This is a genomic window from Salinimicrobium sp. WS361 (genome assembly GCF_050750585.1).
Taxonomy (GTDB): Bacteria; Bacteroidota; Bacteroidia; order Flavobacteriales; family Flavobacteriaceae; genus Salinimicrobium.
The window spans coordinates 106,409-127,376 of the sequence record NZ_JBOJLM010000005.1 but is presented as its reverse complement, the minus strand read 5'-3'; the positions used below and the strand labels follow the sequence as shown (position 1 = coordinate 127,376).

19 protein-coding genes are annotated in these 20,968 nt (G+C 43.4%); 3 read left to right on the top strand and 16 right to left on the bottom strand.

Translation table 11 applies throughout. The features are described from left to right. Positions 1-10: 10 nt before the first annotated feature. The 7 genes from ACQ93I_RS06640 to ACQ93I_RS06610 form a co-directional block, all read right to left on the bottom strand. Positions 11-2,542, bottom strand: a complete 2,532-nt coding sequence (locus tag ACQ93I_RS06640; protein WP_431697770.1) for a PIG-L family deacetylase — start codon at positions 2,540-2,542, stop codon at positions 11-13. Positions 2,543-2,597: 55 nt separating this feature from the next. Further along, entirely contained in the window at positions 2,598-3,137 is a 540-nt protein-coding gene (locus ACQ93I_RS06635) for a mechanosensitive ion channel domain-containing protein (protein WP_266070659.1), read from the bottom strand. A gap of 64 nt (positions 3,138-3,201) precedes the next feature. Next, on the bottom strand, positions 3,202-3,789 hold the full coding sequence (locus ACQ93I_RS06630) for a Maf-like protein (protein WP_431697769.1): 588 nt from the start codon (positions 3,787-3,789) through the stop codon (positions 3,202-3,204). 2 nt (positions 3,790-3,791) lie between these two features. Further along, a complete protein-coding gene (locus ACQ93I_RS06625; RefSeq protein ID WP_431697768.1) occupies positions 3,792-4,712 on the bottom strand; it encodes a geranylgeranylglycerol-phosphate geranylgeranyltransferase in 921 nt (306 codons plus the stop codon). 4 nt (positions 4,713-4,716) lie between these two features. After that, complete coding sequence (locus tag ACQ93I_RS06620) at positions 4,717-5,043, bottom strand: DMT family transporter (RefSeq protein ID WP_266070662.1); 327 nt, start codon at positions 5,041-5,043, stop codon at positions 4,717-4,719. Continuing rightward, positions 5,040-5,552 carry a KdsC family phosphatase gene (locus ACQ93I_RS06615; protein ID WP_431697767.1) on the bottom strand — a complete coding sequence of 171 codons (513 nt, stop codon included), beginning with the start codon at positions 5,550-5,552 and terminating at the stop codon, positions 5,040-5,042. The genes ACQ93I_RS06620 and ACQ93I_RS06615 overlap by 4 nt, the downstream gene beginning before the upstream one ends. Then, complete coding sequence (locus ACQ93I_RS06610; RefSeq protein ID WP_431697766.1) at positions 5,536-6,300, bottom strand: Rossmann-like and DUF2520 domain-containing protein; 765 nt, start codon at positions 6,298-6,300, stop codon at positions 5,536-5,538. The genes ACQ93I_RS06615 and ACQ93I_RS06610 overlap by 17 nt, the downstream gene beginning before the upstream one ends. 126 nt (positions 6,301-6,426) lie before the next feature. Here ACQ93I_RS06610 and ccsA point away from each other — a divergent pair, with 126 nt between their 5' ends. Beyond that, complete coding sequence (gene ccsA / locus ACQ93I_RS06605; RefSeq protein ID WP_431697765.1) at positions 6,427-9,627, top strand: cytochrome c biogenesis protein CcsA; 3,201 nt, start codon at positions 6,427-6,429, stop codon at positions 9,625-9,627. A gap of 199 nt (positions 9,628-9,826) precedes the next feature. Here the strand turns inward: ccsA and ACQ93I_RS06600 are convergent, their stop codons facing one another. The 7 genes from ACQ93I_RS06600 to gcvT form a co-directional block, all read right to left on the bottom strand. Next, positions 9,827-10,669 carry a pirin family protein gene (locus ACQ93I_RS06600; RefSeq protein WP_431697764.1) on the bottom strand — a complete coding sequence of 281 codons (843 nt, stop codon included), beginning with the start codon at positions 10,667-10,669 and terminating at the stop codon, positions 9,827-9,829. A gap of 59 nt (positions 10,670-10,728) precedes the next feature. After that, positions 10,729-11,457: an NYN domain-containing protein gene (locus tag ACQ93I_RS06595; protein ID WP_266071214.1), complete on the bottom strand. Its 729-nt coding sequence runs from the start codon at positions 11,455-11,457 to the stop codon at positions 10,729-10,731. 134 nt (positions 11,458-11,591) lie between these two features. Beyond that, positions 11,592-12,479: a cation diffusion facilitator family transporter gene (locus ACQ93I_RS06590; protein WP_431697763.1), complete on the bottom strand. Its 888-nt coding sequence runs from the start codon at positions 12,477-12,479 to the stop codon at positions 11,592-11,594. 244 nt (positions 12,480-12,723) lie between these two features. Continuing rightward, the gene (locus tag ACQ93I_RS06585) at positions 12,724-13,452 is read right to left on the bottom strand and encodes a YebC/PmpR family DNA-binding transcriptional regulator (protein WP_431697762.1); all 729 of its coding nucleotides are present in this window, start codon (positions 13,450-13,452) and stop codon (positions 12,724-12,726) included. Positions 13,453-13,509: 57 nt separating this feature from the next. Next, positions 13,510-13,800: a 4a-hydroxytetrahydrobiopterin dehydratase gene (locus ACQ93I_RS06580; RefSeq protein ID WP_431697761.1), complete on the bottom strand. Its 291-nt coding sequence runs from the start codon at positions 13,798-13,800 to the stop codon at positions 13,510-13,512. Between the two features lie 73 nt (positions 13,801-13,873). After that, complete coding sequence (locus tag ACQ93I_RS06575) at positions 13,874-14,692, bottom strand: sugar nucleotide-binding protein (RefSeq protein ID WP_431697760.1); 819 nt, start codon at positions 14,690-14,692, stop codon at positions 13,874-13,876. 3 nt (positions 14,693-14,695) lie between these two features. After that, a complete protein-coding gene (gene gcvT, locus ACQ93I_RS06570; RefSeq protein WP_431697759.1) occupies positions 14,696-15,778 on the bottom strand; it encodes a glycine cleavage system aminomethyltransferase GcvT in 1,083 nt (360 codons plus the stop codon). A gap of 142 nt (positions 15,779-15,920) precedes the next feature. Here gcvT and ACQ93I_RS06565 point away from each other — a divergent pair, with 142 nt between their 5' ends. Both ACQ93I_RS06565 and hutH read left to right on the top strand, forming a co-directional pair. Then, positions 15,921-17,450 carry an NAD(P)H-hydrate dehydratase gene (locus tag ACQ93I_RS06565; protein ID WP_431697758.1) on the top strand — a complete coding sequence of 510 codons (1,530 nt, stop codon included), beginning with the start codon at positions 15,921-15,923 and terminating at the stop codon, positions 17,448-17,450. After that, complete coding sequence (gene hutH / locus ACQ93I_RS06560; protein ID WP_423819441.1) at positions 17,450-18,955, top strand: histidine ammonia-lyase; 1,506 nt, start codon at positions 17,450-17,452, stop codon at positions 18,953-18,955. Before ACQ93I_RS06565 ends, hutH begins: the two co-directional genes overlap by 1 nt. On the opposite strand, the gene ACQ93I_RS06555 is transcribed toward hutH, so the two are convergent. Then, positions 18,925-19,326 carry a hypothetical protein gene (locus ACQ93I_RS06555; protein WP_431697757.1) on the bottom strand — a complete coding sequence of 134 codons (402 nt, stop codon included), beginning with the start codon at positions 19,324-19,326 and terminating at the stop codon, positions 18,925-18,927. The two genes, hutH and ACQ93I_RS06555, sit on opposite strands and share 31 nt — an antisense overlap. A 136-nt stretch (positions 19,327-19,462) precedes the next feature. Then, positions 19,463-20,860 carry a class II fumarate hydratase gene (fumC, locus tag ACQ93I_RS06550; RefSeq protein WP_431697756.1) on the bottom strand — a complete coding sequence of 466 codons (1,398 nt, stop codon included), beginning with the start codon at positions 20,858-20,860 and terminating at the stop codon, positions 19,463-19,465. Positions 20,861-20,968: the final 108 nt, after the last annotated feature.

The window sequence follows — 20,968 nt, the reverse complement described above, 5'->3', positions numbered from 1 at the left end:
GGAGCTTCCATTACTTCTGATTGTCTTGTTGTAAACCGGAAACCGATGGTTCATTTTGTGGAAGAGAGAGCATATTAGCGAAAAGCCGGAATGCCCCCGGGACCCCTGCCGGGAATTCCCTGAAAAAGCTAAGGCCGGTATAGATAAAATTGCCCTTCCCATAAGGTGCTACCAAAAGACTGCCTTTGGTGGGCGCTTCATCTTTGTCATTCATCGCGAGAACCGGAGTGAATTCTTTGCCCCATTTGTCGGGAAAATAGAGTCCGCGTTCCTGTACCCAGCCCTCAAAATCTTTGGAAGTTATCTTATTTGGGAAATTGAGAACAGGATGGTTGGGTGCCAAAAATGTCACTTCTGCCGCTTCATTTGTAACCCTGTCGCGGGAAAGTTCGAGTTCGTAAGGCGCAAGTGTTTCAGTGACGAGTCCGCGGCTCGTGTTGTACTGCAGGATGAGATTGCCGCCCTGCCTCACGTACTCAAAAAGCGCCGGTTGCCTATAACGCAATTCATCAATAGTATTGTAGGCGCGAATCCCAACTACTACAGCATCAAATTTTGGGAGGTTATTTCCTGAAATATCTTCAGGATCAAGGAGTTGAACTTTGTAACCCATTTGTTCCAGCGCCTGGGGTACCACGTCTCCCGCCCCTTGAATATAGCCTACCAGATTTCCCCTTTTTTGGATATCCAGTTTTACCAGGCTTGTTTTATTCGGAAGCATTAACGTTTGTAGCGGAATATGCGGATAATCAAGCTGAACTACAGATTTGGAATAAGTCTTCCCGTTTACCACAACTACTGGTTTGAAAACGACTTTATCCTGAACTGCGGGTGGTTGTACTTCAAAGCTGAAGGTTATTTCTTCCCCTTTTTGCAGGGTGTCAAAAATGTGATTTTCGGGAGAGATTTTCCAGCCGGGCATTTCCCCCGGACTCAGTTTTCCTGAAATACCATTCGTCATGGCCTTTACTGTAACCGGAATGCGGCCCGGGGCGCCATTGGCAAATACTAGCACATCTATACCTGCTGTGACAGACACTGCCGGCACTACTTCAAAAGGCCTGTATGATTCGCCAGTTACAGGATCATTGAATTTATAGGTGATGTTCCTTTCAAACGGAATTTCGGCCTGGCCAACTTTTATGATAAACTCGACTTTGAGCTCCCGTGGCGTTTCAGGCAGCCCTATAAGTTCATTTTTGGCGACCTTATACATTCCAGGGCTTCCTTCTTCATCCAGCCAGTAAGGGCTGGTGAAGTTGATATTTTCAGGAATAACAAAATCAATCTCCTGAACCGAAGCGCGATTATTGGCAAGGGAAAGATTGACGGGAATAGTTTTTTCTTCAGGAAGTACTTTGACAGAAAGCAGTTCGGCGGGGATCTCACTTCGGTTTATGGCTTCCAGTTCAAGTTGTACCTGCTCGCCCGGTGTAGCCAGGGGTGAACCTGCCACAGCTTCCAGGTACAGGCCCATTGAAGCTGTGATAATATCTTTTATTTGTCTGGATTTAATTTCTTTCCAGTGCCGGTCTTCCAGGTTTTGAATAAGCTGATAAGCCCGTGCCAGCTGTGGTACACTTGCTGCAGGATTTTGGAAATTAAAATTCTTTTGCACTCTGCTAAGTATATCGCCAATTTCTTTACCGCCTTTTATCCGGCTCCAGGTGGTATTGATCTCGTGAAAAATATCTGGATTATTCTCCGGATGTTTGCCCTTAAGAAGTTCAATATATTCTGAAGCAGTGCCGCGGGTACCGGTGCTGCCAAATCCCTGAGACTGGTGCTGGCTACGGCTTAAGGAAGCAATCTCGGTGTTGGAGAGACCTCTTAGCGGGAAATACACTCCGGTGTCAAAACTGATAAAGCGGGATTTATCTGCCGCATCAAATGCTTCCTGCGATTCGTAGAACCATGGAGAGGTGTTAAAAAAGAGTTTTTTTGGCTGCCATGTTCCCAGCTCATCTGCCAGTTGAGGGTAAGCGGAAGGTTTTCCTGCAAGATCAAAGGCGCGGCTGCTTAAAATTGCGGAAGAGGTGTGATGGCCATGGGTTTCACCTGCCGAATTTGCATCAAAACGGTTGATGATCACATCGGGTTTAAAGGATCTTATGGTACGAACAACATCTTTAAGGACTTCTTCCTCATTCCAGATATTCAGGGTTTCTTCAGGGGTTTTGCTGTACCCAAAATCATTCGCCCGGCTGAAGAATTGCTCTCCGCCATCTACTTTTCGTGCTGCGAGCAACTCCTGGGTGCGAATTACGCCCAGAAGTTCCCTTAATTGCGGACCGATAAGGTTTTGGCCGCCATCACCACGGGTAAGGGAGAGATAAGCGGTACGGGCATTGAGTTCGTTGCTAAAGTAGGAGATAAGGCGGGTATTCTCATCATCGGGGTGGGCTGCAACATACAACACCGATCCCAGGAAGTTGAGCTTTTCAATTTCAGAATAAATTTCTGAGGAATTTAATTTTTCAGGTTGCTGGGCCTGAGCAAGCACACTAATGAAAAGAAAAACAAGGCAAAAAAGCTTCCGCATAGGATATTCTTTTTGATAAGCCTTCAAATATAACAAGATTCCTAACTAAACCATGTTAGAGAGCATCTTTCCCTTCATCGGCATGGTATTCTTTTTCAATTAATGAAACGGCTTTTTGCAGGATGAGGTTATTGGGATAAGTGATCAATTCTCCATCTAATGTACGCAAATGAAGATGAAAAGCCTTGATGTCTTCAATTACGGCTTCTACCGGCATGTCTTTATCGTGAATCTTAATGCGGCTTCCAATTTTGTACGGGAAGGAAAAAAAGAGGATAATCCCGGCAGTGATATTGCTTAAAATTGACCAGATCGCAAACATGGCAACCCCAATTATGGCAAACAGGGAAGAAAAAATGAGCGCAATCTCCTGCGCATTATAACCCCAGGTGAGAGAGAGCAGAAAAATGGCAATAATAGTTACAAGTATGTTAATATACTTGAACATTAGCCTGGTACGGGTAATGTGAATTTCACTGCGGTGCCCCACGCGGTGGGCGGCTTTTTTCATGATAAACTGCAGGATCCAGAGCGCCAAAAGAATGGCTGCAGTGGTAATTATCTGATTTTTGTTTAGAAAGAAAACATCTAACATTCCTGAAAATGAATTTTTGTAAAGATACCTTTTAGGATTAGGAAACCTGGAGTGTGGCTAAAAATTATTCGGTCATTTCAAGCAGGGTGCGGTAGACCAAATGAGTTGGGAGCCCCACTACATTAAAGTAACTCCCTTCAATATGCTCAACCCCAATAAGCCCAATCCATTCCTGAATTCCGTAGGCTCCGGCTTTGTCAAAGGGCCTGAATTTTTCAATGTAATATTTAATTTCATCATCAGCGAGCTCACTAAATGTAACTCTGGTGATTGCATGTACAGTATGCATTTTTTCAGGAGTTTTAAAGCATACCGAAGTAATCACCTCGTGGGTTTTCCCGCCCAGAGCTTTGATCATCTCCAACGCCTGCGCCGGGTCAGCGGGCTTTTCAAGGGCCTTACCTTCATGCCATACTATGGTGTCGCTGGTGATAAGAATGTCGTTGGTATTCAATTCGCTTTCAAAGGCTGCAGCTTTAAGTTCAGCTAGAAAATTGGTGATCTCTGCATCCTTTAATTCTGAAGGATACTCTTCTTTTACCGGCTTCAGCCTTATCTCAAAATCAAGGTCAAGTTCCCTGAAGAACTGTTGTCTACGGGGAGATGCCGAAGCTAAAATAATATGGTGATCTTTTAATTTTTCCTGTAACATAATTATATCAAAACATATTTATAAAAGCCGATAGAGAAGATCCCTGCAGCCAAAACTATTTTTAGAACCAGGCTAAGGTGATGAAATTCCTTTTTGTTCCCTGCACCCACAATTTTTACCATAAAGTAGAGTAGGGGTGCAACAACAGCGATCAATACATAGAGAATCGCGGCCCGGCTTTCATAAAGGTACGTATATAAATAATAAAGTATACCAGTGAGGGGAAGCAGGGCAATGGCGAAGATGATGAAGTTAGTCCTGCTTCTGCCCAGCAGCACCGGCAGGGTTTTGTAACCCGCATTATAATCGCCTGTAATATCTTCCTGATCTTTTACAATTTCCCGAAGAAAATTTACCAGAAAAGCAAAGATTGCGTAATCAACAAGAATTGAAAACATCACTTTTTGAGTGGTGAGATTTTCAGAAGTAATAGCAGGAACAAGATCAAAAATCCCGACCATAACAATGATCATGGCAACCATTACACTTACTACCAGGTTGCCAACAAGTACAGTACCTTTGATTTGGGTAGCATAAAAATAAAGAAAGGCCGAAGGAATGATAAAAAGTGCCACAAAAGAAGGTTTGCCTACCAGGTTGCTCAGGTAAAATCCTATTCCCACTCCAAGAATGTTTAAGGCAATAAACCAGTTCCACGCAACTTTTTCAGAAATTTTGATGCCAATAAGCATTTTTTGAGGCTTATTCACCTTATCGGTGGCTGTGTCGTGAAGATCGTTGATGATATTACCGGCGGCAGCAAGGCATATCATTGAAAACACGAGCAGACTGAAGCTAAAATTACTTAAGGTGGTGTCTATTCCAAAGGGTTCGAATAGAAAATACTTCACCAGTACCTGCGTAATGATGATCATCAAAAGATTGAAAGGCCTCACAAGCTTCAGAAATGGCAAAATTTGCATGGTTTTAAGCGGAAACAAATTTAAGCCCGATGATAGAGGCAATAAGGGTGAAAAGGAAGAACAGCCGCCAAAAATGCACAGGTTCTTTGAATACAAAGATTCCAATTAAGACGGTGCCAAACGCACCTATTCCTGTCCACACTGCATAGGCAGTCCCTATGGGCAGGGTTTGGGTGGCTTTGTAAAGCAGAGACATACTTATTGTAAGGCATAGAAAAAAGCCTGCCATCCACCAGAAGGCGGTGCTGCCTGTAGCTTCCCTGGCTTTACCAAGACAGGTTGCAAAGCCTACTTCAAACAATCCGGCGATAACGAGGAGCAACCAATTCATTGGTGATCATTCCATTTTCCCTGCACTTTTAAGACCTGCTCAATAACGTCTCGCACGCAGCCTTTTCCGCCTTTCTTGTGAGAGATATAGCGCGAGGCTTCCTTGATCTCGGGCGCGGCATCTTGCGGGCAGCAAGGCAAGCCAACTTTTTGCATGGCATATAGATCGGGGAGATCGTCACCCATATAAAGCACTTCCCCAGGTTTGATGTCGTAGATATCAAAGAATTCTTCCATTTGCTCCACCTTATCTGGGCATCCCAGGTAGATGTCGGTAATTCCAAGGCCTTTGAGTCGGGAGCGGACACCCTCATTGTTGCCGCCAGAGATAATGCAGATCGTATAGTCTTTTTCACGCGCATACTTCATCGCATACCCGTCTTTAATGTTCATGGTGCGAAGTAGTTCACCGCTTGTGCTTATTTGTATAGACCCATCTGTAAGGACCCCGTCTACATCAAAAATAAAGGTAGTGATCTGGGCAAGGAATTCTTTATAGCTTTTTTCCATGGAAGGTTTGAATTGCTGAAGTTAATAGTTCGTATATCTTTTTGTTTTCGCCCGATTCCAATAGGTCCAGATGGGCTTTTATAGTCGATTGATCATTCCTGATGGCAGGGCCGGTTTGCACCCCGGCAGGAGAAGCATGTTGCACTTTCCCGGCTGTTTCAGCAATGAGAGGTTTTAAAATGTCGAACGGAATATCGTTCTGTTCACAAATTTGTTCGCCCACTGCATAGAGATGGTTGACAAAGTTGCAGACAAACACTGCCGAAAGATGTAGCTTTTTTCTTTGTTCCGAAGAGATCTCGTAGCAATTCCCTGAAACTTTTGTTGCAAGTGTTTTCAGGATTTCCAGGTCCTGGGCAGTATTAGCTTCAAGGCAAAAAGGAATTTCGGAATAGTTGACATCATTGTCTTTAGAGAAAGTCTGGAGCGGATAAAACACGCCTCTACGGGAGCAGGCTCTAAGGGCGTCAAGGGCTACCGAACCCGAAGTATGGGCTACAAGCGCATTCAGGTCCTTCAGTTTTTCTGAAATTTCAGGAATCACGTCATCCTTCAGGGCCATTAGATATATATCGGCCGGTGCCAGCTCAGAAATTTCGGTAGTTACATCACATTTACTTCGGAAGAAATCCAAAGTTTTTTCAGAATGATTATAGACCTGTTTTATACAAGTTCCTTCCGAAGCAGAAAAAGCTTTGAAAAGGTGTGTGGCAACATTGCCCGATCCTAAAAGTACAATCTCAATCATACGGCTAAAATACAAATTTCTTTTACTCCCGGGGCTGCTCCTGCAGCCGCATAAATATGGAATTTAAGCAACTTTTAATCCCTATAAATTGCTTACTTTTGCGGCATTTATTAAAGCAAGCCCTCGATGCAGAAAAAAATAGCTTCCATCATCTTCTCCACCCGCCTTATGGCTTTCCTTTTTATCGTATTTGCCGTAGCGCTGGGAATGGGAACCTTTATTGAAAACTGGTACAGTACCGAAACCGCTAAAGTCTGGATCTATAATGCCCTGTGGTTTGAAGTGATCATGGCGTTGTTCGTGGTCAATTTTACAGGAAATATTTTCAGGTACCGGCTTCACAAAAAAGAAAAATGGTCATCTCTACTGCTTCACCTTTCCTTTATCTTTATTCTGGTAGGCGCTTTTGTGACCCGGTATATAAGTTATGAAGGCATGATGCCGATTAGAGAAGGTGCGACCGAAAATACTTTCCTCTCAGAAAAGACATTTTTGACCACCTTTATTGATGGCGAAATAGATGGAGAACCACGCCGAAGAGTAGTGGAAAATGAGGTGCTTTTGGCTCCCGGAGCTTCAAATGAATTCACTTTTAATACAGATTATAACGGGCAGCCGGTAAAACTGGAGATCATAGATTACATTCATGGTGCCGAAGAAGGCCTGGTTGAAGATCCTGAAGGAGAAAACTATCTCAAGATCGTAGAAGCAGGTGGTGGCGACAGGCATGACCACTACATCAAGGAAGGGGAGGTGAGCAGTATTCACAACGTGCTGTTCGCCTTGAATAAACCTACAGATGGTGCCATTAATATCACTGTTGAAAATGGGGAATACAGTATTTCTTCTCCTTTTGAAGGTACTTATATGCGAATGGCCGATCAAATGCAGGGGCAGGTAGAAGCCGATTCTGTTCAAACCTTGCTATTGCGTTCTCTCTACAATATGGCGGGTATGCAATTTGTTTTGCCCGATCCGGTGGTACGTGGAAAATACGATGTGATCCCTACCGAAGAAAAGACTGAAGGCCAGCAGGATGCTGCTGTAGTAAGAGTGAGCACTGCAGGCGAATCACAAACTGTAAAACTTCTGGGCGGGAAAGGTATGGTTACCGATCCTATAAAGCTCAATCTTGGCGGCCTCGAATTTTACGTGAGGTACGGCTCTAAAGAATATGAGTTGCCATTCTCTATTAAACTCAACGATTTTATTGCTGAAAGATATCCCGGTACAGAGAAAAGCTACTCCTCTTTTAAAAGTAAGGTGACGGTTATTGATGAGGAGACAACTTTTGATTACGAGATTTTTATGAACCACGTGCTCGATTATGAAGGTTATAGATTCTTCCAGGCCTCTTTTGACCCCGATGAAAAAGGAACGGTACTCTCTGTAAACCACGATTTTTGGGGCACCTGGATTACCTATATCGGGTATACGCTATTATATATTGGGTTAATGTGGGTCCTGTTCGCAAAAGGATCCCGTTTTGGGGAACTTAAGCAAATGCTGGAAAAAGTGAAGAAGAAAAAAGCCAGTATTACCGGAATTTTACTGGTGCTGTTCTCTACAACAGCAGGTTTTGCGCAGGAAGAAGCACATGCGCATGAAAATCCGCTCACAATTCCCAAAGCAAGGATAGACTCGATCATTAAAGCCAATGTGGTTTCTGAAGAGCATGCAGCAGAGTTCGGCCGACTTGTAGTACAGGATGCCGGCGGAAGGATGAAGCCTGTAAACACGTATTCTTCGGAATTACTTAGAAAATTAAGTAAAAGTGATGATTATGAAGGATTAACAGCGGACCAGGTGATGATCTCCCTTACCGAAAATCCAACCATGTGGTACAATGTGCCCGTAATAAACGTTAAAAAGGAAAATGACAGCATCAGGTATATCGTAGGTGTGCCCGAAGACCAGAAATTCATCGCGCTAACCAGCTTTTTTGACAGGGAAGGGAACTACAAACTCTCTCCTTACCTGGAGCGTGCCTACATGGCAGCAGTGCCCGATAAATTTGAAACCGACTTTATTGAAACTGACAGGAGGGTAAACTTGCTCTACAATGCACTGCAGGGAGAAATTCTAAGGATTTTCCCAATCCCGGGGCATGAAAACGACAAATGGGTATCGTTCCCTGAAGCTGCCGAAGCAGGATTTAAAGGAATGGATTCGGTTTACACAAGGCAAATCCTTCCAATGTACTTCAGCGCATTACAAACAGCGAAAAAGACCGGCGATTATTCACAAGCCAACGAATTGCTGAACAGTATCAAAGGTTTTCAGAAAAAGTTTGGAGGAGAAGTAATGCCTTCCGAAGAAAAGCTGGAAACAGAAATTTTGTACAATAAGTACGATATTTTCAGGAATCTCTTTGCCATGTACATGATTGCCGGGGTGCTTATGTTGATCTTCGTAATCTTCCAAATTTTTAGAGATAGCAAAGTCATGCGTACTTTGATCACGGTGAGTAAAGTGGTGATCATCATTTTCTTTATCCTTCACACTGCGGGGCTTATTGCACGCTGGTACATCTCGGGCCATGCTCCCTGGAGTGATGCATACGAGTCGATGATCTATGTGGGTTGGGCTACGATGCTCTTTGGGCTTCTCTTTGGAAGAAAAAGTGATCTAACCATAGCATCTACTGCGTTTGTGACCTCTATGATCTTAATGGTTGCACACTGGAACTGGATGGATCCCTCTATTGCCAACCTGCAGCCGGTACTCGATTCATACTGGTTGATGATACATGTTTCGGTAATTGTGGGTAGTTATGGACCCTTTACCCTGGGAATGATCCTGGGGGCGGTAGCTTTGATCCTCATGATCTTTACGACAAAGAATAATAAAAAGAAGATGGACCTTACCATCAAAGAAATAACGATCATTACCGAAATGGCGCTTACCATTGGTTTGGTGATGTTGACCATTGGGAACTTCCTTGGAGGGCAGTGGGCTAATGAGAGCTGGGGACGTTACTGGGGCTGGGATCCAAAAGAGACCTGGGCACTGGTGAGTATCATGGTCTATGCTTTTGTGATTCACATGCGCCTGGTGCCGGGAATGAGAAGCCGCTGGTTATTCAACTTTATGGCAGTTGTATCTTTTGCCAGTATTATGATGACCTACTTTGGGGTGAACTTCTACCTTTCAGGGCTGCATTCTTATGCCAGTGGAGATAAGGTAATTACTCCAACTTTTGTTTACTATTCTGTAGTAGTTGTAGCCATTTTAGGAGCAGTTTCTTACTGGAGGTTTACCAAGTATTATAAAAAAGGAAACCGAAGCAGGTTGACTGCAGATTATATTAAGAAGAAGAAAAAATAGTGATCGGTATTCAGTGATCAGTGATCAGAAAATTTAAAAGAAAAAATCCTGCTGTACAGCAGGATTTTTTCTTTTAAACCTTAAACCTTAAACCTTAAACCTTAAACCTTAAACCTTAAACCTTAAACCTTAAACCTTAAACCTTAAACCTTAAACCTTAAACCTTAAACCTTAAACCTTAAACCTTAAACCTTAAACCTTACTCAAACTTTCCCTGTTGATAATCTGTATATGCCTGGTCAATTTCTTCGAGCGTGTTCATCACGAAAGGACCCTGGGCTACTACAGGTTCGTTAAAAGGTTCGGCGTGACCAAATAAGACAGTGCTTTCTGCCAAAGCTTCTATGCGCAGGTTTTCATCATCATTATTGAATTCTACGAGATGAAGGGACTGGATGATCTCACCATTGATCTTTATTTCGCCTTTTATGACATAACATAGAATGTTGTGGCTTAGAGGAACCTTTGTAGTGAAAACTCCTTCGGTCTCAAAGAAAAGGGTGCTAAGGTGTATCTCCGTGGGCGTCTCAAAAGGACCCTGAGTTTCATTAAGTTTTCCTGAGACTACCTGAGCTTTAACTTTTCCATCTTCAGAAAAAGTCAGCGGAATTTGCTCTTTTTGAAGCCCCTTGTATGTCGGTGTTGTCATTTTTAACCTCGCCGGTAAATTCACCCATAGCTGCAGGATCTCTAATGGCCCACCTTCCTTTTTAAATTTTTCTGAAGAAACTTCGGCGTGAATAAGGCCTTTTCCGGCGGTCATCCACTGTACGCCGCCACTCTCAATAACACTGTTATTGCCGCCAGAATCTTTATGGGCAATGTCGCCATCAAGAATAAAAGTTACTGTTTCCATTCCCCTGTGCGGGTGCGGCCCAAAAGGCAGGCCATTGTTGCCCGGGGAATACCGTTGTGGCCCGTGGTGATTGAGGAAAAGAAAAGGATCAATCATCCGCAGTGACCTCGTGGGCATGGGGGAATAGGTGATGAGATCGGCAATTGGCCGGTACTCAGCTTTATATGTTCTTTTGATGGTTCTCATGTACAATTACCAATTAACAATGATCAATAAACAATAGTCAATATTCAATTTCAAATGTATTACTCTTTATTTCTCACATAGATGAGTTTATATTTTCCGCGACCCTGATTTTCCCTTGATTCAATTTCAAATTTATCTATAGAGTTTATCATTGGGGTTAACTTTTGAAAACCGTAGTTACGGGAGTCAAAGTTAGGTTGCTTCTTTTGCAGGAGGCTACCCACATCTCCCAGGAAAGCCCAGCCATCGTCATCGGCAACATCAGAGATCGTGGAGGCGATTAATTTGATGACTTTATTGGTGATCTTATCATAATCACTCTTTTTGGTCTCTTTTTCCTTGCTGGATTCCTTCGTCTGGTTCTTCAGGATTTCGATATAAATAAACCTGTCGCAGGCAACTATAAAAGGATCGGGGGTCTTTTTTTCTCCAATCCCAATCACGTTCATTCCGGCTTCTCTAAGGCGGGTTGCGAGTCGGGTGAAATCACTGTCACTGGAAACCAGGCAAAACCCGTCAACTTTTTCCGAATACAGGATATCCATGGCATCAATGATCATGGCAGAATCGGTCGCATTTTTTCCCTGTGTGTATCCGTATTGTTGTATGGGCGTCACGGCATTCTCAAGCAGTACATTTTTCCATTTTGCGAGGTGGGGTTTGGTCCAGTCACCGTAGATCCTTTTTATTGTGGGGTTGCCGTATTTGGCGATCTCTTCCATCATTTCCTTGACATAAGCCGAAGGTATATTGTCGCCGTCTATTAATACCGCTAATCTTGTATCCATTAAATTTAAATTTCCTGATTATCCCATAAAGATAGGGAATTGACATCTACCCGTGGGAGGAGCGCAGGGGATTAAGTTTTTTTTAGGAATGCATACCGACAACCGGAAGAAAATACCTGCCAAAAATGGCATTTTTAAGCATGCTCCGGGTTGTGAGGTTCTATGTGAATAAGAATGTCGGCTAATTCGGGTTTTTCCTGTATGAGCCTGTCCTTTAAATTATGGGCTATTTCGTGGCCTTCGTTGACAGAAAGTTCGCCGTTTACAATAACATGCAGGTCTACATGGTAGGTCATGCCGGTTTTACGAATAAAGCATTTTTCGGTATTAAGTACCCCTTTTTCTTTCATGGAGATCTCCCGAATTTCTTCTACCAAATCATCATAAAGATGCTCATCCATAATTTCACCAAGAGCAGGTCTTAGAATGAGATAGGCATTGTAAAGAATAAAACCCGAGGCAAAAAGTGCCGCCCAGTCATCGGCTGTTTCGTATCCTTTTCCCATAAAAAGGGCAATAGAAATACCAATAAAGGCCATGAGAGAAGTAATGGCATCGCTGCGATGGTGCCAGGCATCGGCTTTGAGAGAGCTGCTGTTGGTCTCTTCTCCTTTTTTATTGATAAACCTGTAAAAGATCTCTTTTGTGAGAATGATTGCCATGAGCACAATGAGCGTATAGGGCTTGGGGATTTTATGCGGAGTCTGGATATTCTCAATACTTTCCATAACAATTATTGTCGCCGAAACCACCAGGAAACCTACCACAGCAAAGGTGATAAGCGGTTCCACACGGCCATGCCCGTATGGGTGGTTATCATCGGCGGGCCGGGCTGAATATTTTAATCCAAAGAGCACCAGAAGGCTTGAAAATACGTCGGTGGTAGATTCTATGGCATCGGCAATTAGGGCGTAAGAATTCCCAAAAACACCTGTAACGCCCTTTATTACGGCAAGTGCGGCATTGCCGGCAATGCTGTAGTAAGAGGCTTTTATGGCCTGCCGGTGAGCATCAGTCTTCATAGATTTTTGAAACTAAAGAGGCTTCCTTAAAAGCTGTATTTCTGTCTCCTGAACTTTTTGAGGATCTTGTTACTTCTGAAAATCAGCTTGGTAAGATCCTGAAAAAGTAGCTCCAGAATGACATTTTTGACAACTTTTAAGACAGCCTCGTTTCTGTCTTCCTGAAATATTCAGGAGTTATATAAATTTAAAGCATCCTGAAATCAATTCAGAATGATATTTGTTAACTGCGGGAGTACCTTATTTAAGCCTCCTCTTCAGTGGTTTCTTCCATAGTGTGGTACACGTGCTGTACATCATCATCTTCTTCCAGTTTTTCAAGAAGCTTTTCTACATCGGCGGCTTCTTCAGGAGATAATTGTTTTGTTACCTGCGGAATATATTCAAATCCGGAGGAGATGATCTCGATGTCCCTGCCTTCCAGTTCCTTCTGAAGGGCTCCAAACGCCTCAAAAGGTGCATAAATGATGATTCCGTCTTCATCTTCAAAAACTTCTTCGGCACCAAAATCTATTAGTTCCAGTTCCAGTTCTTCAGCATCCAGGTTATCTTTGGCGATGCGGAAGTTACAGGTGTGGTCAAACATAAATTCTACCGACCCTGAAGTTCCCAGGTTGCCGTCGCATTTGTTGAAATACGAACGCACGTTGGCAACTGTACGGTTATTATTGTCTGTAGCAGTTTCTACCAGCACTGCAATACCGTGTGGTGCATAACCTTCAAAAAGTACGATCTTATAGTCGCCCTGGCTTTTATCTGAAGCTCTTTTTATAGCCCGCTCAATATTGTCTTTGGGCATATTGACACTCTTGGCATTCTGGATCACAGCCCGTAACCTCGAATTAGTGTCGGGATCTGGACCGCCTTCCTTAACAGCCATTACTATGTCTTTCCCGATGCGGGTGAAAGCCTTGGCCATAGCAGACCATCGCTTCATTTTACGCGCTTTACGGAATTCAAATGCTCTTCCCATTTTAATCTATTAATTGAGGGGTAAAAATAGGAAAAAACATCAAGCTCCTAAAAAAGATTATTCTCCTGCGTCTACAATATCTTCTATGCTTCGGGCGAGTTTAAAATCTTTGTGGGTAACCCCGCCGGCATCATGTGTAGAGAGGGAAATTTCGAGTTCGTTGTAGACGTTTGTCCACTGTGGGTGATGTTGTTGGGCTTCGGCTTCAAAAGCGATTCTCACCATTACCGAAAATGCTTCTTTAAAGTTCTCGAACTGAAAAGTGGTGTGAATAGCATCATCTTTATATTCCCAGCCTTCAAGTTCTTCAAGCTTTGATTTGATCTCTTTTTCATCTAAAATCTGCATATCTCCGAAGTTTTATTTTTTTAAAGTTAAGCAACCTCGTAGCGCAGAAAGATGAATTAGTAGAATATTAACACTAGGATACCAGTGTGCTGGCCACCACCTGCTGAATAGAAATTTGTAAATTCTTTGGAAGCAGATTGTCCTTGGGAATGACGGCTAGAAAACGATCAAAGTTTGAATCGTAGACGTTTTTTAAAAGCGGCTTTTTCTCTCCAAGGGTTTCGCAAATCTCTGCTACCAGGTCATTGTGGTGAATGAGGTCGTTGCTGCCAAGGTGAAATACTCCCTGCCTGTTCCTGTTAATGATGTAATGCAGTTGCTGGGTCATTTTTGCTTCGTAGGTAGCATTTACCACCACATTCGAAAAAACTTCAATGGCTTCCTGTTCTTGCAGCTGCCTTTTTATTTCGGTAACACGCGGTGAATTTGCTCCAAAGACCATGGGCAACCGGGCGATGACATACTTGTTGTTGGGCAATCGCAAGAGCGCATTTTCGATCTTTATTTTAAACCTTCCGTAGACACTTTGAGACAGCGTTTTGTCATATTCGTATGACGGATAGTTGGTAAAAGCATCAAAGACATTGGCAGAAGACAGAAAAATGAGCTTTGAATTCTTGTTTTTCAACAGGTAATCTATAATCTCAAAGTGGGTGTGTACCTGTGCCAAAAAGTTTCCGCGCAGGGCAGACACAATGACATTGGGTTGCAGGTTCTCCAGCAAAATGCTAATGCTTTCCCGCTCCAGGTCAAACTGGTGGAACTTCTGGTTCTTTTCGAAAAACGCATTGTCGGTATGGTAGGTGGCGTGCGTATCAAAATAGGGGTAAAGCTCTTTATACAGGGCATTCCCGATAAAGCCGCTTCCCCCTAAAATCAAAATTCTCTTCAAAAACTATCCTTTATAAAATGGCATTTTTACCACTGTGGCAGGAAGAGCTTTTTTGCGTATCTGAATATTTATTTTGCTTCCCGGTGTGGCTAACTCTACAGGAACATATCCCATTCCAATTCCCTTTTCGAGCGATGGAGACATGGTTCCTGAAGTTACATTGCCAATAACCTTGCCACTATCATCTACAATCTCGTAACCCTGACGCGGAATTCCGCGCTCATCAATTTCAAAACCTACAAGCTTGCGCTTTGGCCCATTTTCTTTCTGTTCCTTAAGAGCTTCAGAATTAACGAAATCTTTGGTGAACTTAGTGATCCAACCAAGACCTGCTTCGATTGGGGAAGTGGTATCGTCAATATCATTTCCGTAGAGACAGAAGCCCATCTCCAGGCGCAGGGTATCTCTTGCTGCAAGACCAATTGGTTTGATGCCATAATCTGCACCTGCTTCAAAAACACGGTCCCACACACGCTGTGCATCATCATTTTTCACATAGATCTCAAAACCGCCACTGCCGGTGTACCCGGTGGCCGAAATAATCACGTTTTCGGCTCCTGCAAAAGGTGCCACCTGAAAAGTGTAGAATTTTATTGTTGAAAGATCTACATCGGTAAGAGACTGCATAGCTTCGGCAGCTTTTGGCCCCTGGATGGCGAGCAGCGAATATTCATCTGATAGATCGCGAATGGTAGCATCCATAGTATTGTACTGGGAGATCCAGTTCCAGTCTTTCTCAATGTTTGATGCGTTAACTACAAGAAGATATTTCTCCTCATTGAAACGGTAGATAATTAGATCATCTACAACTCCGCCATCGGCATTTGGTATGCAGCTGTATTGCGCCTTTCCGTCGGTAAGTTTTGAGGCGTCGTTAGAGCTTATTTTCTGGATCAAAGCCAGGGCATTCTCTCCTGTGATAAGGAACTCTCCCATGTGGGAAACGTCAAATACACCTACCGCTTTTCTCACGGTCTCGTGTTCAATGTTTACACCTTCATAGGAAACGGGCATGTTGTAGCCTGCAAAAGGAACCATTTTAGCTCCAAGTTCTATATGAGTAGAGGTAAGTGCTGTATTCTTCATTTAAAAATTATTTTCCGCAAATTTATTAAATTCCGAAAGGAATGGGCGGTTAATACAGAAATTTTCAATAGAAATAGATAAGGCAAAGGCTGGGCACAAAGGAAATTTTATATTTGTATAACTTTTCAAAATAAATGAATTCATGAAGATCCTTAGTGCCAAACAAATAAAGCAGGCTGATAAACTGACTATTGAAAAGCAGGGGATTTCTTCCACCGAATTAATGGAGAGAGCTGCCACGCTGGTTTTTGATGAAATTCATAAGCGCCTGCAAGGGGCACCGATTCCTGTAAAGATCTTCTGCGGAATTGGGAACAATGGCGGGGATGGCCTTGTAGTGGGGCGGCAGTTGATAGAAGCGGGCTATGATGTCACCATATGTATAGTAAACTACAGCGATCAACGGTCGCCGGATTTTCTGGTGAATTACGATCGGGTAAAGAACCTCTCAAAAAACTGGCCTGTACTTCTTAAAGCCGAAGACGACCTTCCCGAAATAAAGTATGGCGATTTTGTAGTTGATGCCATCTTTGGAGTAGGCCTAAACCGGCCGCTACCTGGCTGGGTCGCTGAGTTGGTACAGCACATCAATGCCTCGGGAGCCTTTGTTCTGGCTATAGATATACCTTCGGGCCTTATGGCCGATGCTGCGGTAGCAGATATGGAATCTATTATTAAAGCGAGCTATACAATCAGTTTCCAGGTGCCAAAAATGGCATTTTACCTGCCCGATACTGCGCCTTTTGTTGGCGACCTGCAAATCCTCGACATTGGGCTCGATCCCGGATTCCTCAAAGATGCCCCTGCAGCAGCCGAATTGATTGGCAAAGCCGAAGCAAGGGCCCTTTACACCCCACGCCAAAGATTTACCCATAAAGGAACTTATGGCCATGCCCTGATCATTGGAGGGAGCTACGGTAAAATAGGCAGTGTGTGTCTCAGCGCTACTGCTGCTTTGCGTGCAGGTGCTGGTTTGGTGACGATTTATGCGCCAAAATGCGGATATGATATCCTGCAAACGGCACTTCCCGAAGCTATGGTAATTACCGATCCGCATAAAGAGATACTTACCAATATAGACTTTGACCTTGATCCCGATGTGATAGCATTCGGAGTAGGAGTGGGCACTAAAGAAGAAACTATTGAAGCTTTTGAACAACTGCTGAAGAAAAATAAAAAGCCGATGGTCATAGATGCCGATGGACTTAATATACTTTCCAAAAAAAACGATTTACTCGGGCTTTTACCCGAAGGCAGTATCCTAACGCCTCATCCCAAAGAACTGGAAAGGCTGATAGGTTCATGGGAAGATGATTATGAAAAACTGGAGAAGGCGAGGACTTTCACTAAAAAACATAAAGTTGTTCTGCTTATTAAAGGCACCTATACCTTTACAGTAACTCCAAACGATCTTTTTATTAACACCACCGGCAATCCCGGGATGGCCACAGCCGGCAGCGGAGATGTGTTGACCGGTGTGCTAGCTGCACTTGTTGGCCAGGGATACGAATCCCTTCGCGCCACCATCCTTGGAGTATACCTGCATGGTAAAGCCGGAGATATTGCAGCCGAAAGATTCAGTTATGAAGGAGTGGTTGCAGGAGATATTGCAAAGAACACAGGAGCCGCGATTTTTGACCTTTTTGAAACCGAAAAAACCAACATTTCCTAATGAGAGATTGTCATTATATAAGTTCTTCTGTCCTCGACATTGAAGAAATAAGGGAGATTATTCAGAATAATAAAAGCCTTGCCCTTAGTGAAGAGGCTGTTTACCAGATTGAGAAGGCGAGAAGGTATCTCGACCAAAAAATGAAGGAGAACAAGAGCCCCATTTACGGGATCAATACCGGTTTTGGCTCTTTGTGCAATGTGAAGATCTCAACAGAAAATCTTACCAAACTACAGGAAAACCTGGTAATGTCTCACGCCTGCGGAACAGGTGAAAAAGTATCAAAACCTATCATCAGGTTGATGTTACTGTTAAAAATACAATCCTTGAGCTACGGGCATTCCGGGGTTTCACTCGAAACTGTGAACAGGCTTATAGATTTCTTCAATGAAGATGTGCTGCCGGTGATTTATTCTCAGGGATCTTTGGGAGCTTCAGGAGATCTTGCACCCCTTGCTCACTTGTCACTTCCGTTGATTGGGAAAGGAGAGGTTTATCTTAATGGCGAAATTATTCCTTCGGAAGAAATGCTGAAGAAATTTGGGTGGAAGCCTATCACTTTGCAGTCTAAAGAAGGTCTTGCCCTGCTTAACGGAACCCAGTTTATGAGCGCCCATGGTGTATATGCGTTACTTCAGTCTAACCGGCTTTCTATTTGGGCCGATGTCATTGGAGCCTTATCTGTAGATGCTTTTGATTGTAACACTTCTCCTTTTGATGAGCTGGTACATCTGGTACGGCCACATCGCGGGCAGGTGAAAACAGCCGAGAGAATCAGGAAGATCCTTGCAGGAAGTGAAATAGCCAAACAGGTAAAGCAAAACGTACAGGATCCTTACTCCTTCAGGTGTATACCGCAGGTGCATGGTGCCAGCAAGGATACGCTCGATTTTGTGTACAAATGTTTTAAGACCGAAATAAATTCGGTTACCGATAATCCTAATATTTTTGCAGATGCCAATAAGATCATTTCGGGAGGGAATTTTCACGGGCAACCGTTAGCTTTGTCCTTAGATTACCTGGCTATTGCTATGGCCGAGCTGGGTAGTATTTCCGAAAGAAGGATCTATCAGCTGGTATCTGGTTTGCGTGGGCCTGCATTTTTGGTTGATGCACCGGGACTTAACAGCGGATTCATGATTCCGCAGTACACCGCCGCCAGTATTGTGAGTCAGAACAAGCAACTTTGCACCCCTGCGAGTATAGATTCTATTGTATCTTCAAACGGGCAGGAAGATCATGTGAGCATGGGGGCTAATGCCGCCACAAAAGCAGTAAAAGTTGTAGAAAATGTAAACAGCATTTTGGCCATAGAACTCTACAACGCGTCACAGGCATTGTCGTACAGAGGTGCTTATAAGACTTCTCCTGTTCTTCAGAAATTAATAGAAGAATTCAGGAAAGAAGTTCCTTTGGTAAAAGAGGATGTTGTTATGGCACCTTTTATTCAGAAGGCAAAAAAATTCCTTCAGAATTACCCTTTAAGCGATTTTACCTTTGAATAAGCATTTATTTGCTCCATCATCCAGACTTTAGCTTCCTCAAGGGAGCTAAAGATCTCAAAGGAATTTTTATTGGTGTAAAACTGCCGTTCTACACGGGCGGTTTGGCGGGTTAACGCATTTTCAGAAACCACGGCAATGGCTTTTAGGCGTGGGTGCTCGGCAGACTCGCGGTACACCATGGGATTCACTGCGTAAGAGTGTATTCTATGGGAAATATATCCGAAGTAATCGTGGCCAAAGCTCTCGCTGCCAATTTGCAGGATTTTTCTGTTCGTTTCTACATCAAGTAAAGCACCTTCGTTCATTTCATTGATCAGTATCCTGTCTTGGACCCAGATCACGCCGCAGTCCAACTCAACTTTTCTTGTCATTATATGTTTGGAATAGGCCGTGAAATTATCATTTTTATTTTGAAGTTAATGAAGCAGCCAGTGAGATTGGATGAAAAAAAATAAGGTCTTCAAAAATGGCATTTTTGAAGACCTTATTTTTTAAGGAGTTAGGTGATTATTTTAAACTGCCAACCATATCCTGGGGTCTTACCCATTCATCAAATTCCTCGGCAGTGACATACCCAAGGTTAACGGCCTCCTCTTTTAAGGTAGTGCCGTTTTTATGTGCGGTATTGGCAATTTCGGCTGCCTTGTAATATCCAATCTTAGTGTTAAGGGCCGTAACCAGCATCAAAGAGTTATTGAGTAGCTCCTGTATCCTTGGCTTGTTTGGTTCAATACCGGTCGCACAATGTTCGTCAAAAGAAGCGCAGGCATCACCTAGCAACTGTGCACTTTGAAGGATATTTGCTGCCATCACCGGTTTAAATACATTCAGTTCAAACTGTCCCTGCATGCCTCCCACGTTAATAGTAACGTCATTTCCAATCACCTGTGCACAAACCATGGTTAGGGCTTCTACCTGGGTTGGGTTTACTTTACCGGGCATAATAGAAGATCCTGGTTCATTGGCAGGAATAAGGATCTCACCAATTCCACTTCTTGGGCCAGAGGCCAGCATTCTTACATCATTGGCAATTTTATTAAGAGACACTGCCAGTGTTTTTAATGCACCACTTGTTTCTACAAAAGCATCGTGAGCTGCTAAGGCTTCAAACTTATTAGGAGCAGAGGTAAAAGGAAGCTCAGTGAATTTTGCAATAAACTCAGCTACGCGTTTTGAATAGCCTTTTGGGGTATTCAATCCGGTTCCTACTGCTGTTCCGCCCAGGGCGAGTTCAGAAAGGTGTGGCAGCGTGTTCTCAAGGGCGTTAAGGCCGTGGTCAAGTTGAGAAACATATCCGCTGAATTCCTGTCCTAAAGTAAGGGGAGTGGCATCCATAAAGTGGGTGCGGCCAATCTTTACCACATCCTTGAATTCTTCCGACTTCTTTTTAAGGGTGTTGCGGAGTTTCTTTACTCCGGGAATGGTTACTTCTACAATCTTCTTGTACACTGCGATGTGCATTCCTGTAGGGAAAGTGTCATTTGAAGATTGAGATTTGTTCACATCGTCGTTAGGAGATAGCACTTTTTCACCTTCTCCAACAGTTCTTCCGGCAATTTGCTGGGCACGATTGGCAATTACCTCGTTGAGGTTCATGTTGCTTTGCGTTCCGCTGCCTGTTTGCCAAATCACCAGGGGAAACTGGTCATCGTGTTTCCCTTCAAGTATCTCTTCACAAACTTTTGAGATGTAATCTCTTTTGTCTACTGAAAGAACCCCAAGTTCACAGTTAGTGAAGGCTGCAGCCTTCTTAAGATATGCGAAACCGTAAATGATCTCCAGGGGCATTGAGCCCGGAGCGCCGATTTTAAAGTTGTTCCTGGAGCGTTCGGTTTGTGCTCCCCAAAGTTTATCTGAAGGGACTTTTACTTCCCCCATGGTATCCTTTTCTATTCTGTATTCCATGATTTAATTGGTTTACTACAAATTTACATCTTCGATGAATTATAAGCACTTAAAACGAGACAAAATTAGGGTGGAAAGAGGAAAAAAATCGGCTGCTTTTTTAAACCC

What these genes read in the sequence shown, in the direction of transcription:
- ACQ93I_RS06580 (WP_431697761.1), bottom strand. Translation starts at nt 13,800, where the DNA reads ATGCAGATTTTAGATGAAAAAGAGATCAAATCAAAGCTTGAAGAACTT.
- ccsA (WP_431697765.1), top strand. Translation starts at nt 6,427, where the DNA reads ATGCAGAAAAAAATAGCTTCCATCATCTTCTCCACCCGCCTTATGGCT.
- ACQ93I_RS06640 (WP_431697770.1), bottom strand. Translation starts at nt 2,542, where the DNA reads ATGCGGAAGCTTTTTTGCCTTGTTTTTCTTTTCATTAGTGTGCTTGCT.
- ACQ93I_RS06555 (WP_431697757.1), bottom strand. Translation starts at nt 19,326, where the DNA reads ATGACAAGAAAAGTTGAGTTGGACTGCGGCGTGATCTGGGTCCAAGAC.
- ACQ93I_RS06625 (WP_431697768.1), bottom strand. Translation starts at nt 4,712, where the DNA reads ATGCAAATTTTGCCATTTCTGAAGCTTGTGAGGCCTTTCAATCTTTTG.
- fumC (WP_431697756.1), bottom strand. Translation starts at nt 20,860, where the DNA reads ATGGAATACAGAATAGAAAAGGATACCATGGGGGAAGTAAAAGTCCCT.
- ACQ93I_RS06610 (WP_431697766.1), bottom strand. Translation starts at nt 6,300, where the DNA reads ATGATTGAGATTGTACTTTTAGGATCGGGCAATGTTGCCACACACCTT.
- ACQ93I_RS06590 (WP_431697763.1), bottom strand. Translation starts at nt 12,479, where the DNA reads ATGAAGACTGATGCTCACCGGCAGGCCATAAAAGCCTCTTACTACAGC.
- hutH (WP_423819441.1), top strand. Translation starts at nt 17,450, where the DNA reads ATGAGAGATTGTCATTATATAAGTTCTTCTGTCCTCGACATTGAAGAA.
- ACQ93I_RS06565 (WP_431697758.1), top strand. Translation starts at nt 15,921, where the DNA reads ATGAAGATCCTTAGTGCCAAACAAATAAAGCAGGCTGATAAACTGACT.
- ACQ93I_RS06620 (WP_266070662.1), bottom strand. Translation starts at nt 5,043, where the DNA reads ATGAATTGGTTGCTCCTCGTTATCGCCGGATTGTTTGAAGTAGGCTTT.
- ACQ93I_RS06585 (WP_431697762.1), bottom strand. Translation starts at nt 13,452, where the DNA reads ATGGGAAGAGCATTTGAATTCCGTAAAGCGCGTAAAATGAAGCGATGG.
- gcvT (WP_431697759.1), bottom strand. Translation starts at nt 15,778, where the DNA reads ATGAAGAATACAGCACTTACCTCTACTCATATAGAACTTGGAGCTAAA.
- ACQ93I_RS06615 (WP_431697767.1), bottom strand. Translation starts at nt 5,552, where the DNA reads ATGGAAAAAAGCTATAAAGAATTCCTTGCCCAGATCACTACCTTTATT.
- ACQ93I_RS06635 (WP_266070659.1), bottom strand. Translation starts at nt 3,137, where the DNA reads ATGTTAGATGTTTTCTTTCTAAACAAAAATCAGATAATTACCACTGCA.
- ACQ93I_RS06630 (WP_431697769.1), bottom strand. Translation starts at nt 3,789, where the DNA reads ATGTTACAGGAAAAATTAAAAGATCACCATATTATTTTAGCTTCGGCA.
- ACQ93I_RS06600 (WP_431697764.1), bottom strand. Translation starts at nt 10,669, where the DNA reads ATGAGAACCATCAAAAGAACATATAAAGCTGAGTACCGGCCAATTGCC.
- ACQ93I_RS06595 (WP_266071214.1), bottom strand. Translation starts at nt 11,457, where the DNA reads ATGGATACAAGATTAGCGGTATTAATAGACGGCGACAATATACCTTCG.